Raw genomic sequence first — 13266 nt, 5'->3', positions numbered from 1 at the left:
CGGGGCAGCAGGTGCCGATGACGCCTTGGCTGGCGTGAACGGCTGCCGCCCATTGCGGAGAACTACCGGCGCCGGGTCAGATCACCGCGTCGTCAGCATTTCGGCGGCGACGATCGGCCTGCGCGATCGCCCGCCGGACGGCGGGCCGCCATCGGGGCCGCGTCAGCCTTGTCGATCGCCGCCGAGTGCCGGCGTCTCGGTGAAGCTTTCGGTGGGATGCGCGGGGCCGTGACCCGCCGGGGCGCGGGGATCGGGGATGGCGTCGGGCTCGAGCGGATCAAGCTGGCCCTCCCACTTGGCGATGACTGCGCTCGCCACCGCATTGCCGACGACGTTGGTGGCGCTACGCCCCATGTCCAGGAAGTGATCGATGCCGATGATCAGCAGCAGCCCGGCTTCGGGAATGTTAAAGAAGCCGAGCGTCGCGGCGATCACCACCAGGCTGGCCCGCGGCACGCCGGCGATCCCCTTGCTGGTGATCATCAGCACCAACAGCATGGTGATTTCCTGCCCCAAACTGAGATCGATGCCATAGGCCTGCGCGATGAAGATCGTCGCGAAGGTCATGTAGATCATCGAGCCGTCGAGATTGAAGCTGTAGCCCAAGGGCAGCACGAAGCTGGCAATGCGCGGCGGCACGCCGAACTTGTCGAGCGCCTCCAGCGTGCGGGGATAGGCGGCCTCCGACGAGGCGGTGGAGAAGGCGAGCAGCAGCGGCTCGCGGATGTAGCGCACGAGCAACGTCGTGCGCCGGCCAACGATCGCGTAGCAGACCGCGATCAGCAGCAGCCACAGCAGGATGATGCCGACGTAGAACGTGCCCATGAAATAGGCGAGGTTGCCGATGATCGACGGTCCGCGCTCCGCCAGCGTGCCCGTCACCGCGGCGAACACCGCGATCGGCGCGAGGCGCATGACGTAGTTGGTGACGACGAGCATCACCTGCACCAGCGCCTCGATCCCGCGCACCAGCGGGGCGGCTTTCTCGCCCACTGCGGTGATCGCGACGCCGATGAAGATCGAGAAGATGACGATCTGCAGGATCTCGTTCTTCGCCATCGCCTCGATCCCCGAGGCGGGGAAGACGTGGGTGACGAAATCCTTTAGGTTGAACGCGGCCTGTTCGACGCCGCTGCCCGCGGTGACGGGGGGGATCGGGAAATCGAGCCCGACGCCGGGCTGGAACAGGTTGACGAGGATGAGGCCGAGCGTGAGGCTGACGAGGCTGGCGCCGATGAACCAGCCGAGCGCGCGCCCGCCGATGCGGCCGAGCGCGGTGGTATCCCCCATGTGCGCGATGCCGGCGACCAGCGTGGCGAAGACGAGCGGGGCGATGATCATCTTGATCAGCCGCAGGAACACCGCGGTGACGATCGAGAAATAGCCGGCGATCTCGGACAGGCGGGCGGCGGCGGCCGGCGATCCATCATCGATCGAGGCATTGAGCGTCAGGCCGAGCACGACGCCCGCGGCAAGCCCGATAAGGATGAATAAGGTCAGCCGCTTGGCCATGAATGCTCCCGGATTGCTGCCCCGGCTTTCCGTTCAGGCTCGGGAGCGAACGGGTGCGGGATGGTGGGGGGAAGGTGAACGGGATTGAGGCGCGAAGGTCAAGCCCGGTGGGCGCTCGGTACCGCTAGCGAGGGACGCGGCAGTGACCGTATGGCGGCGGCGGTCCGGGCAAAGCGACCGGATCTGGATTGCCTGTGGGACGCGTCTTCAGAGGTGATTGGGCTGGGATGCGCTACGTCCGATAGGTAGCGGCGCAATTTGTGGCCGCCCGCTTCCCGTGCCAGAAAGATCTCATGCGCTTTACCCCTACTCGTCGCGGCGTGCTGACCGCCGCCGCCGCCTTTCCGATGCTTGCCGTGGCGGGGGTGCTCCGCGCCGCGGAGCCGGATTTGGCCGGGCTGAAGGACATCACGACGGGCGCGGTGCCGATCGGCGCCGCCGAGCGCGCCGCGCGGGTTGCGCGGGCGCAGGCGCTGATGCGCACGAACGGGATCGGCGCGGTGCTGATCGAGCCGGGATCGAGCCAGACCTATTTCACCGGCGTGCGCTGGAGCCGCAGCGAGCGGCTGACCGCGGCGCTGATCCCGGTCGAGGGCGAGGCGCTGATCGTGACTCCGTTCTTCGAGGAACCGTCAGTCCGCGAGACGCTGGGCATCCCGGCGGAGGTGCGCGTGTGGCAGGAGGACGAGGATCCGCTGCGGCTGATCGCAGGCTTCCTGAAGGAGCGCGGGCTCGACCGGCAGCCGGTCGGCATCGAGGAAACGGTGCGCTTCTTCGCGAGCGACGGGCTGCGCCGCGCGTTGCCCAATGTGCAGCTGGTATCCGCCAATCCGGTGGTGCGCGGCTGCCGGATGATCAAGACGCCGGCCGAGATCGCGCTGATGCAGCAGGCGACCGACGTGACGGTCGCGGCGTATCGCTGGCTGCACCCGCGCGTCGAGAAGGGGATGACGGGGCCGCAGGTGGGCGCGCTGATGACCGCGGCGACGCGGCAGTTGGGCGGCGAGCCCGAATTCTCGATGGCGCTGATCGGCGAGGCATCGGCCTATCCGCACGGCAGCCGCGAGGTGCACCGCGTGGGTGAGGGGCAGGTCGTGCTGATGGATTGCGGCTGCACCGTGCAGGGCTATCAGTCCGACGTGTCGCGCACCTGGGTGCATGGCAGTGCCACCGCGGAGCAGCGGCGGGTGTGGGACCAAGTGGCGCAGGGGCAGCGGGTGGCGCTGGCGGCGGCGACGATCGGCGCGCTGGCGGGTGCGATCGACGACGCCGTGCGGCGACGGTACGAGAGCTGGGGCTACGGCCCGCGCTACAAGCTGCCGGGGACGTCGCATCGCACCGGGCACGGCATCGGCATGGACGGGCATGAGCCAATCAACCTCGTCCACGGCGAGGCGACGCCGTTGGCGGCGGGGATGTGCTTCTCGAACGAACCCGGGATCTACCTGCCCGGCAAGTTCGGCGTCCGGTTAGAGGATTGTTTCTGGATGAGCGGCGCCGGACCGCGCTGGTTCAGCACGCCGCCCCCCAGCATCGAGCGACCGGTATAGTGAATTTGCTCGTTAATGATGTTCCACATGCGTCATGACGATAAAGCGATACAGCACTGTTTCACGCTGATCGTCTGGTATGTTTGGGGCCTAGCAAAGTCTTCGCCAGCTAAAAAATGGACATTTGTTAATCAACTTTATTAGCGATTGGGTGAACCTTCCGGCGGCTCGTTCGCTTCTCTGCCTGTCCTCCTCGTGTGAGGGCCGAGATATCGGAGAGTACAATGCGTATCACTTCCATATTCGCGACGGTTGCTGCCGCTGGTCTGTTGAGCGCGACTGCCGGTGCCCAGACGACCGCCGGCGGCGGCGCGGCGGCATCGACGCCGCAGGGCTCGGTTGCCGGTGGCGCCTCGGGCGGCACGATGAGCACGGGCCAGCAGAAGCGAATGGACCGCATGCAGAAGCGTGAGCAGCGCCAGCCGGGCAGTTCGTCGTCGACCTACGGCGCGGGTTCGATCTACACCGATCGCACCAAGGCGACCGGCGGCGTCGCAGCCGGCGGTACCGCAACCGGCAGCGGTGCGACGTCGAGCGGCACGTCGGTGGATGCCTATGGCTCGACCGATCGCAACGGTTCGACCGGCGAAGTCTTCGGCGACAGCTCGGCAAACGCCCAGACGCCGCAGACCAATCCGCAGAACTGAGGATGAGGGGGCGGGCCAAGGCGGCCCGCCCCCGTCTTTCATGTCAGCGATGCTGATCCTCGCGCTTGCCATGGCTGCCCCCGGGCAGTGCCGGCAAACGCAATATTTCGCCGACGGGCGCGTGGAGACCAGCATGGTCGATGACGACGTGGCCAGCACGGCACAGGCAAGCTCGCGATCGTCGGGCAGCCATTCCTCGAGCAGTTACGTCTCCGCCTCGTCATCGAGCAACGGCACATCGTCGGCAAGCAGCACCAGCAGCGCCGACGGCAAGACGCGCTCCGTCAGTGTGAAGCGCGACGCGAACGGCTGCACGATCACGATCGATGAGCGACCCACACGGGAGTAACATCATGCGTACCCTTCTTCTTCTTGCCCCGGCATTGATGCTGGGGGGCACCGCAAGCGCGCAGTCGAACAGCAGCAGCGCGGGCACGTCCTCGCCGACGACCGGTGACGTCTCTGCGGGCACGACGAGCAGCGGCATGAGCGGCGACAACACCGTTGGCGTGTCGGGCACCGCGGATGCGGCGGCGGCGAACGGCGGCACCGCGACGACCGACGCCAACGCGCGCTTCAACACCGCGAACAATACGGCACGCCAACGGTCCACGGCGACGGCGCGTGACGACGATGAACGCGCGCGTTCGCGATCGATGACCAACGTCAATCCGAACGGCGACGTGCGGTCCAATTCGATGACGATCTACAAGCAGCGCGGCGAGAAGCCCGTCATCACGCGCGAGCGCACGGTCAACGGCGAGCCCAAGTAACGCCGGTGCGTTATTGCTTCGCGCGGCGGGGCCTGAGCCTGTCGCGGGAGACGTGACAGATAGGGTTGGTCGATCTTCGATGGCAGAAGGTCGCATTGGCGAGAACGTCGCGGTCGCACGGACCAACATCAATATCGGTGGCATCATCACGGCGATCACGAGCGCTGCGCCTCGTCGTCTCACGCTCGGATTCATGGGCGCCTCGCCGGTCTGATCCGGACCGGAAACGGCTGCTCCGACGTGATCAAGGCGGCCGTTCTGCCTTCTAATCCGGCCGGCTTGATCCATATTTCCCATATTATACGCCATGTTGACCGGAGGGCGTGGAGCGAAATGGCATTGTCGGCGGTTCACCGATGATGCCAGCTATCGCCGTGTCACCGGCCGCCCTTCTTTCCGACGCTCCACGCCGCACTCCTGTCGCTGGCGAAGATCCTGCCGCGATGCGGCGCGCACGCATCAACGAACTGCTTGATCATGCCTGGGCGCGGGGCTGGGCGACGCGCCCGATCCTGGAGAGTGACGCGCTGATCGCGGCGGCACGGCGCGAGAAGGGAGCAGGCGGCCTCGGCGCGGACGGTGCGTGGCGCGCGCGGCTCGACGTGCTGGCCGACGCGCTGCGCGAGGAGGCGGCGCTGACCTCGCTCGGCACCGTCGTCGCACATGGACAGATCGTCGCCGCGCTCGCCAATCGTGCACGCATGGCGGAATGGTGCCGCCGCTATCCCGAGATCCTCGCGCAGCCGATCCGCCGCCCGATCATCATCGTCGGGCAAATGCGATCGGGCAGTACGCGTATGCAGCGGCTGCTCGCCTGCGATCCGCGGTTCGGCCACACACGCTTCTTCGAGAGCTGGAACCCGTTGCCGAGCGGGCGGCTGGGGCCGATCGACGACCGGCGGCTGCGCGGCTGGTTCGGGCTGCGCTGCGCCAAATGGCTCAACCCCGAATTCGCGACGATCCACCCGACCGGCACGGCGCAGGCCGACGAGGAGATCGGCTTTCACAACGTATCGATTTTCGGATCGGCGTTCGAGGCGCAGTGGCGCGTGCCGCGCTTCGCCGCGCTGAACGAGCGGATCGACACGCGGCCGATCTATGCCGAGTTCCGCCGGCTGCTGCAGATCACCGCGTGGCTTCGGCGCGACCGTGGCGATCGCCCGATGGTGCTGAAGCTGCCGCAATTCACGCAGGACCTGGCGGCGGTGGTCGATGTATTTCCCGACGCGCGGCTGATCTGTCTCGACCGGCCGGTGAGCGAGACGGTCGCATCGTCGGCGTCGCTGGTACACAGCCAGATGCGCACGCAGAGCGACGCGGTCGATCCGCACTGGATCGGGCGCGAGTGGCTGCGCAAGATCGTGCTGCGGCAGGAGCGTACCGCGCGGGCGCGGCGGGCGGCGGACGTGGCGCAGATCGACGTCGGGTTCGAGGCGGTCGGCGGCGACTGGCGCGGTGAGATCCGCCGCGTCTACCGCCTGCTTGGCGTGCCGCTGACCGTTACCGTCGAGGAACGCATGGCGCGCTATCTAGATAGGCCGCAGCATGGCGGGCTGTCGCGCCACCGCTACGCACTGGGCGATTTCGGGCTGACCGAGGCGGGTGTCGCCGCCGCGCTGGCGGGTTCGGCCGCGGACCGGGCCGCGAGCGTCCCGTTGCAGGCCGCCTGACGCACGCAGGAGGGCGCTAGTCAGCGTGCGATCGGGCGATTAAGTCGCACAGCCATGACCTCGACGAACGACATCCGCCGCAGCTTCCTCGATTACTTCGGATCGAACGGCCACACGATCGTGCCATCGGCGCCGCTGGTGCCACAGAACGATCCGACGCTGATGTTCGTCAATGCGGGCATGGTGCCGTTCAAAAACGTGTTCACCGGGTTGGAAAGCCGGCCGTATTCCACTGCGACCTCGTCGCAGAAGTGCGTGCGCGCGGGCGGCAAGCACAACGATCTCGACAATGTCGGCTATACCGCGCGACATCACACCTTCTTCGAGATGCTCGGCAATTTTTCGTTCGGGGATTACTTCAAGGAACAGGCGATTACCCACGCCTGGACGCTGCTGACCAAGGAATGGGGGCTGCCGGCCGACAAGCTGACCGCAACCGTCTATCACACCGACGATCAGGCGTTCGAACTGTGGCAGAAGATCGCCGGACTGCCCGACCACCGCATCATCCGCATCGCGACCAAGGATAATTTCTGGGCGATGGGCAGCGACGGCCCGTGCGGGCCGTGCAGCGAGATCTTCTACGATCATGGCGAGCATATCGCGGGTGGCCCGCCGGGCAGCCCGGACGAGGACGGCGACCGTTTCGTCGAGATCTGGAACCTCGTCTTCATGCAGTTCGTGCAGGAGGCGGACAGCATCGTCGGCGATCTGCCGCGCCCGTCGATCGACACCGGCATGGGGCTGGAGCGGATCGCGGCGGTGATGCAGGGCGTCCACGACAATTACGATACCGACACGTTCAAGGCGCTGATCGCCGCGTCGGGCGCGCTGACGCACACCGCGACGACGGGCGACAATCAGGCGAGCCATCGCGTGATCGCCGATCACCTGCGTACCTCGGGCTTCCTGGTGGCGGATGGTGTGCTGCCGGCGAACGACGGGCGCGGCTACGTGCTGCGGCGGATCATGCGGCGCGCGATGCGCCACGCGCACCTCCTGGGCGCGAAGGAGCCGCTGATGCACCGGCTGGTCCCGGCGCTGGTCGCCGAAATGGGCGCGGCCTATCCCGAACTGCTGCGCGCGCAACCGCTGATCGAGGCGACGCTGCAACAGGAGGAAACGCGCTTCCGCCAGACGCTCGACAAGGGCCTGAAGCTTCTAAACGGACAAGTGGCTTACATCAGGCAGAAGCATCAAAACTACATAGATTGGATGAACGACGATCCGATGCAGCCAGATCGCATCCGGCAGATGTCCGAGCCCGATCTCAGGTTGCCAGGTGATGTCGCATTTCAGCTTTATGATACTTACGGCTTCCCGCTTGATCTCACAGAAGATGTTTTGAGAACTCAAGGCTACAGCGTCGATCGCGCCGGCTTCGACGCGGCGATGGCGGAGCAGAAGCGCGCCGCGCGCGCGGCGTGGAAGGGATCGGGCGCGAAGGCATCCGACGATCTGTGGTTCGATCTGGTCGAGGAGATCGGCGCAACCGAGTTCACCGGCTACGCCAACGATACCGGCGAGGGCATGGTGCTAGCGCTGGTGAAGGACGGCGCGCGGGTGCAGAAGGCGACCGCGGGCGAGCAGGTCGACGTGATCGTCAATCAGACGCCCTTCTACGGCGAGAGCGGCGGCCAAGTGGGCGATGCCGGGACGATCGGCAGCGACGCCGGGCTGGCCGCGACGGTCGCGGAGACGTCGAAGCAGCTCGGCAAGCTGTGGGTGCACCACGCGACGATCGACACCGGTGAGGTGAAAGTCGGCGATACGGTGAAGCTGTCGATCGACGTCGCGCGGCGCGCGGCGATCCGCGCGAACCATTCGGCGACGCACCTGCTGCACGAGGCGCTGCGCCAGCGACTGGGCACGCATGTCGCGCAGAAGGGGTCGCTCGTCGCGCCCGACCGGCTGCGCTTCGACGTGAGCCATTCGAGCGCGATGAACGCGGGCGAGATCGCCGATGCCGAGGCGGCGGTGAACGCCAAGATCCGCCAGAACGGCGTGGTGACGACGCTGCTGATGACCCCCGACGACGCGATCGCGATGGGCGCGATGGCGCTGTTCGGCGAAAAATACGGCGACGAGGTGCGCGTCGTGTCGATGGGCGCGGGCGACGACGGCAAGACCTATTCGGTCGAGCTGTGCGGCGGCACGCACGTCAACGCGCTGGGTGATATCGGGCTGTTCAAGGTGGTCGGCGAGAGCGCGGTCTCGTCCGGCGTGCGACGTGTCGAGGCGCTGACCGGCGAGGCGGCGCGGGCGTACCTTTCGACGCGCGACGAGAAGCTGCGCGAGGCGGCAGCGACGCTCAAGACGACCCCGGACGAGGTACCGGGGCGTGTCGCGGCGCTGCTCGACGAGCGGCGGCGGCTGGAGCGCGAACTGGCGGAAGCGAAGAAGGCGCTGGCGCTTGGCGGGGGTGGCGGTGCGGCGCCGGCGGGCCCCGAGAAGGTCGGCGGCGTGGCGTTCGTCGCACAGGTGCTCGACGGCTTCGAGGCCAAGGGGCTGCGCGGCGCGGTGGACGAGGCGAAGAAGCGGATCGGATCGGGTGTCGTGACGCTGGTGGCGGTCAACGACGGCCGCGCGACCGTCGCCGTCGGGGTGACCGACGATCTGGTCGCGACGTGGAGCGCGGTGGAACTCGTCAAGCTCGCGGTGGCAGCGGTCGGCGGGCAGGGCGGCGGCGGCCGGCCCGACATGGCGCAGGGCGGCGGGCCGGATGGCGCCAAGGCAGCCGACGCAATCACCGCGGTGCGCGCGGCGCTGGAGGCGGCGAAGGAAGTCGCCTGATTGAGCGGACCTTGCTGATTCCGCGCGGCGGCGTGCAGCCCCGCGCGGTTGCCCGCGTTGTTCATTGTTCCAACAGGAGGCGATGAATGGCGAACAGCTTCAAGAAGGGTGACAAGGTCTCGTGGTCGTGGGGCAACGGCAAGGCGCACGGCAAGGTCGAGGAGAAATTTGAGCGGCGCGTGCAGCGGACGATCAAGGGATCTAAGGTCGTCAAGAACGGGACCAAGGACAATCCGGCGTATGAGGTGTCGCAGGACGACGGCGGCAAGGCGCTGAAGCGCGGTTCGGAACTCGAGAAAGGCTGAGCGCGGCGCTGCGTCGGGGTCGCGCTCATGTCGCGTCCGTTGTTGCTTAAGCGTGCGTAACGCGAAACACGGTCAGCACAGGCGGTGTGCGACCCAACATAAAACGCTCGCAAAGTCGTAAGTTTTTGAGGAGGGCGGAAGCCGTTCAGCGCCCAACGCGCGCATTGCACAAGGATGGCAATATGCGCTGCTAGCCGAGCAGAGCTTGCTCGAAGCAGGTGCGGGGCGGCACTCTGTGCCGCCCCGCCCCGCGATCTGTAAGTTTGCGTTACTTGCCGCCCATCGCGGCCTGAAGCTGCGCCGCCGTCATCCCGATGGTGACGCCCTGCGCGCCCGGGCCGAACGAGCCGACCGGGATTTTGGCGTCGCCCTTCGGCGTCGTCAGCGTGACGAACTGCGCGTCGACTGTCTTGATCGTGCCGAGCGAGGCGCCGCCCGTGCCGTAGACGGTGGTGCCGGCAACGAGCTTCGACTTGAAATCTGCGGTCGCCTGTGCGGTCGCCTGGCCGGCGGCGGCGTCAAGCTCCGCCTTGGTCATGCCGAGCGTCGGACCCTTGGGACTGGTGCCGAACGACGTCAGCGGCACGGCGGCCTTGTTGGCGCCGGTATCGACGACCGCGCTGGTCCCGTCGGTCGACGCGATCGTGCCAACGACGCCGCCCTGTGCGTCATAGATGGTGGCGCCGACCGTCGGCGCAGCGCTGGCCGTGGCGGCGGGTGCCGTGCCCGCGGCGGGTGCGGTCTGTGCTGCCGGGGCCGTTGTCGGTGCCGGCGCGGCAGTCTGTGCGTGTGCGGCAAGCGGCGTCGCGGCGAGCAGGACGAATGCGTAACGGTGCATAAAAACTCCTTGTTGGTGCATCACGTAGGCAACGAGGGTGCCGCAACAGGGTTCCTTGCAAGCGACGCGCGATGGATCGGCTTCTTGGTCCGGTGAATGGAGTAGACAGAGAAGCAAGATAGCAGAAATGCGCTTCGTTGCGCATCGACTGAATAGTAGATGAACAACTGACGGAGAGAGAGAATGGCCGACCTTTCGACTTATGCAGTCACGCGGCGCTGGCCGCCGAAACATGCAGACCACTTGCAATATTACGGTTTGCCGACGCCCAACGGGGTCAAGGTATCGATCATGCTTGAAGAGACGGGCCTGCCGTACGACGCCCATCTGATCGATTTCGCCAGCAACGATCAGAAGTCGCCCGAATTCCTGTCACTCAATCCCAACGGCAAGATTCCGGCGATCCTCGATCCCGATGGGCCGGACGGTGCGCCGCTCGCGCTGTTCGAGAGTGGGGCGATCCTGTTGTACCTTGCCGACAAGACAGGGCGCTTTCTGCCGGCGGATGCCGCGCGGCGGTGGCAGACGGTGCAGTGGGTGATGTTCCAGATGGGCGGCGTCGGGCCGATGTTCGGGCAGCTGGGCTTCTTTCACAAGTTCGCGGGTAAGGAGTGGGAGGACAAGCGCCCGCTGCAGCGCTACGTTGATGAGACCAAGCGGCTGCTGGGGGTGATGGACACGGCGCTCGACGGACGCACATGGTTCATGGGTGACGACTATACGATTGCCGACATCGCCATGCTTGGCTGGGTCAACGGCCTCGTCAACTTCTACGAGGCGGGCGCGATTACCGGGTTCGAACAGCATCGGAATGTCGCGGCGTGGCTGGAGCGCGGACTCGCGCGGCCGGCGGTGCAGCGCGGGTTGAAGATACCGGCGCGCGACTAGCCGCTGCGTGTCGCAGGGCCCGCCCGCGCTAGGCAAGATGGTCGGCGATCGCATTCCAGGCGGGTTGCTTGGCAGCGCGGCCGATCGTGTGCAGCGGGCTTGACGATGGCAGCGCGAGGATCGCGACCGACCGATCGGCGACGAGCGCCCGGCCGATCGCCAGCGCGCTGCCGCCGTTGAACGCCACCGCGCGCAGATCGGGCAGGCGATCGAGTAGCGCGGGCAGATCGTTGGCGGCGGCATCGCGGATCGCGGCATCGCTGCTGCCGACGCGCCGGGCAGTGGCGACGACGTCCCACAGCGCGATCCGCGCGGCGATCAGCGCCGCGAGGCGATCGTCGTACGATAGCGCCGGCAGATCGTGCCCGACGATCGGCGCGAGCAGGTGCCAGAACTGATTCTGCGGATGCGCGTAATAGCGCTGTTGCGCGAGGCTGCGGTCCCCGGGCAGGCTGCCGAGGATCAGCACGCGCGCGTCAGGCCGCGCGACCGGCGGGAAGGAGGCTTTGACGGTCACGCGGCGGGTGTGACGTCGGTCCGGGCGAAATCATCGGCTTTGAACAGCAGCGGGCGGCCGGTGTCCTTGGCGAGCGCGTAGGCGAAACAGTCGCCGAAATTCAGCGCGGCGGGGTGGCCGGTGCCCCGGCCATAGCGACGATAGGCGTCGCGCCCCAGCAGCGCTTGGGCGTATGATAGCCCGACGATCTCGATCTCGAGCGCTTCCAGCAGACGCTCCACCGCTTGCGCCAGGGCCGGAGTACCGCGCCGGGTGACTACCGCCTCGAGCTCAAGCCACGAACCTGCCGACATGGTCGTGCGATCGGCTCGGAACATAGCATCGAGGAACGACGCTTTCTCGGGCTCGTCGAGAACGATCGCCATGATCGCCGAGGTGTCGACGATCATTGGGCGAACGATCCATCCTCTCCGTACACGCTGTCGATGACCTGCGCGGATGTCATCGAATGCCACGCGGTAGGCAAGTGACGGCGGACGTCGGCAATGGCAGCGGTAACCCGATCTTGTTTCTGCCGATCTAGGTGCAAACGTTGCTGCTGCACGCTCTCCAGCGCGGCACGGATCGTCTCGGTCACCGACTTGCCTGTTGCGTCGGCGAGCGCGCGGGCGAGCCGGACGGTTTCCGGATCCTTGATGTTGAGTTGGACGCCCACGTTATACCTCCATCGCGCGGTCGTTCTACCATGCGCTGCGCTATGCGACAACAAAGTCGGTCGGCGGTTGCCGCCCGGGGGCCCGCGCGCCATCTAGGTGCGATGCATATTGCCAACGACACGCTCTCGCTCATCGGCCACACTCCGCTTGTCCGGTTGAAGGGGCCGAGCGAGGCGACGGGGTGCGACATCTTCGGCAAATGCGAATTCGCCAATCCCGGCGCGAGCGTGAAGGATCGCGCGGCTTTGTTCATCGTCGAGGATGCGGAGGCGCGCGGGGCATTGCAGCCGGGCGGGACGATCGTCGAGGGGACTGCCGGAAACACCGGGATCGGGCTGGCGCTGGTCGCCAATGCCAAGGGCTATCGCACGATCATCGTCATGCCCGACACGCAATCGAAGGAAAAGATGGACACGCTGGTCGCGCTCGGCGCCGAGCTGGTGACGGTGCCCGCGGCGCCCTATTCGAGCCCGTGCCACTTCGTCCATCAGTCGCGCCGCATCGCCGAGGAGACGCCCGGCGCGATCTGGGCCAACCAGTTCGACAATATCGCCAACCGCCGCGCGCATATCGTCGGCACCGCGGAGGAGATCTGGAACCAGATGGACGGGCGGCTCGACGGCTTCACCTGCGCGGCGGGAACCGGCGGGACGATCGCCGGCGTCGGGCTGGGTCTGAAGGAGAAGGACGAGCGCGTGACGATCGCGCTGAGCGATCCGCACGGCGCCGCGCTGTTCAACTATTACGCCAACGGCGAATTGAAGAGCGAAGGATCGTCGGTCGCTGAGGGGATCGGGCAAGGGCGGATCACCGGCAATCTCGAGGGTGCACCGATCGACACGCAGTTCCGCATCGCCGACGACGAGGGGCTGGTTTGGGTCGACCGGCTGCTGAAGGAGGAGGGGCTTTGCCTTGGCCTGTCGTCGGGCATCAACGTCGCCGGTGCGGTTCGGCTGGCCAAGCATCTGGGGCCGGGCAAGCGCGTCGCCACCATCCTCTGCGATACCGGCTTTCGCTACCTGTCGAGTCTCTACAACCCGGCGTGGCGCTCGACCAAAGGTTTGGCACCCGCCCGTGACTGATCGTGCATTCGACAAAGCTGCGACGACCCGTTAAC

14 protein-coding genes are annotated in these 13266 nt (G+C 66.8%); 9 read left to right on the top strand and 5 right to left on the bottom strand.

Annotated features, from left to right (window positions below):
• Positions 1-162: 162 nt before the first annotated feature.
• Positions 163-1512, bottom strand: coding sequence for a dicarboxylate/amino acid:cation symporter (locus F1C10_RS07860; protein ID WP_185209931.1), 1350 nt, complete (start codon positions 1510-1512; stop codon positions 163-165).
• Between the two features lie 293 nt (positions 1513-1805).
• On the opposite strand from F1C10_RS07860, the gene F1C10_RS07855 reads away from it, so the two are divergent.
• From F1C10_RS07855 to F1C10_RS07825, 7 genes are all read left to right on the top strand, one after another.
• The gene (locus tag F1C10_RS07855) at positions 1806-3062 is read left to right on the top strand and encodes a Xaa-Pro peptidase family protein (RefSeq protein ID WP_185209930.1); all 1257 of its coding nucleotides are present in this window, start codon (positions 1806-1808) and stop codon (positions 3060-3062) included.
• A gap of 224 nt (positions 3063-3286) precedes the next feature.
• Positions 3287-3709: a hypothetical protein gene (locus F1C10_RS07850; RefSeq protein WP_185209929.1), complete on the top strand. Its 423-nt coding sequence runs from the start codon at positions 3287-3289 to the stop codon at positions 3707-3709.
• A gap of 49 nt (positions 3710-3758) precedes the next feature.
• Positions 3759-4058: a hypothetical protein gene (locus tag F1C10_RS07845; RefSeq protein WP_185209928.1), complete on the top strand. Its 300-nt coding sequence runs from the start codon at positions 3759-3761 to the stop codon at positions 4056-4058.
• Positions 4059-4062: 4 nt separating this feature from the next.
• Positions 4063-4482, top strand: coding sequence for a hypothetical protein (locus F1C10_RS07840; protein WP_185209927.1), 420 nt, complete (start codon positions 4063-4065; stop codon positions 4480-4482).
• Positions 4483-4925: 443 nt separating this feature from the next.
• Positions 4926-6152 (top strand): sulfotransferase, encoded by a 1227-nt coding sequence (locus tag F1C10_RS07835; protein ID WP_185209926.1) that lies wholly within the window; start codon positions 4926-4928, stop codon positions 6150-6152.
• A gap of 54 nt (positions 6153-6206) precedes the next feature.
• A complete protein-coding gene (gene alaS, locus F1C10_RS07830; protein ID WP_185209925.1) occupies positions 6207-8945 on the top strand; it encodes an alanine--tRNA ligase in 2739 nt (912 codons plus the stop codon).
• A gap of 86 nt (positions 8946-9031) precedes the next feature.
• Positions 9032-9250 (top strand): DUF2945 domain-containing protein, encoded by a 219-nt coding sequence (locus tag F1C10_RS07825; RefSeq protein WP_185209924.1) that lies wholly within the window; start codon positions 9032-9034, stop codon positions 9248-9250.
• A 268-nt stretch (positions 9251-9518) separates the two neighbouring features.
• Here the strand turns inward: F1C10_RS07825 and F1C10_RS07820 are convergent, their stop codons facing one another.
• Positions 9519-10088 carry a hypothetical protein gene (locus F1C10_RS07820; protein ID WP_185209923.1) on the bottom strand — a complete coding sequence of 190 codons (570 nt, stop codon included), beginning with the start codon at positions 10086-10088 and terminating at the stop codon, positions 9519-9521.
• Positions 10089-10271: 183 nt separating this feature from the next.
• Here F1C10_RS07820 and F1C10_RS07815 point away from each other — a divergent pair, with 183 nt between their 5' ends.
• Entirely contained in the window at positions 10272-10976 is a 705-nt protein-coding gene (locus tag F1C10_RS07815) for a glutathione S-transferase N-terminal domain-containing protein (RefSeq protein WP_185209922.1), read from the top strand.
• Between the two features lie 28 nt (positions 10977-11004).
• Here F1C10_RS07815 and F1C10_RS07810 read toward each other — a convergent pair whose 3' ends face one another.
• The 3 genes from F1C10_RS07810 to F1C10_RS07800 are packed head-to-tail and all read right to left on the bottom strand — an operon-like array spanning position 11005 to position 12148.
• Complete coding sequence (locus F1C10_RS07810) at positions 11005-11493, bottom strand: DNA-deoxyinosine glycosylase (protein ID WP_185209921.1); 489 nt, start codon at positions 11491-11493, stop codon at positions 11005-11007.
• Positions 11490-11882 (bottom strand): type II toxin-antitoxin system VapC family toxin, encoded by a 393-nt coding sequence (locus F1C10_RS07805; protein WP_185209920.1) that lies wholly within the window; start codon positions 11880-11882, stop codon positions 11490-11492. Before F1C10_RS07805 ends, F1C10_RS07810 begins: the two co-directional genes overlap by 4 nt.
• Entirely contained in the window at positions 11879-12148 is a 270-nt protein-coding gene (locus F1C10_RS07800; protein ID WP_185209919.1) for a type II toxin-antitoxin system VapB family antitoxin, read from the bottom strand. The genes F1C10_RS07805 and F1C10_RS07800 overlap by 4 nt, the downstream gene beginning before the upstream one ends.
• 102 nt (positions 12149-12250) lie before the next feature.
• Here F1C10_RS07800 and F1C10_RS07795 point away from each other — a divergent pair, with 102 nt between their 5' ends.
• Positions 12251-13231 carry a cysteine synthase A gene (locus F1C10_RS07795; RefSeq protein ID WP_185209918.1) on the top strand — a complete coding sequence of 327 codons (981 nt, stop codon included), beginning with the start codon at positions 12251-12253 and terminating at the stop codon, positions 13229-13231.
• Positions 13232-13266: the final 35 nt, after the last annotated feature.

This window comes from Sphingomonas sp. NBWT7, assembly GCF_014217605.1.
Lineage (GTDB): Bacteria > Pseudomonadota > Alphaproteobacteria > Sphingomonadales > Sphingomonadaceae > Sphingomonas.
This window is presented reverse-complemented; position numbering and strand designations above follow the sequence as displayed.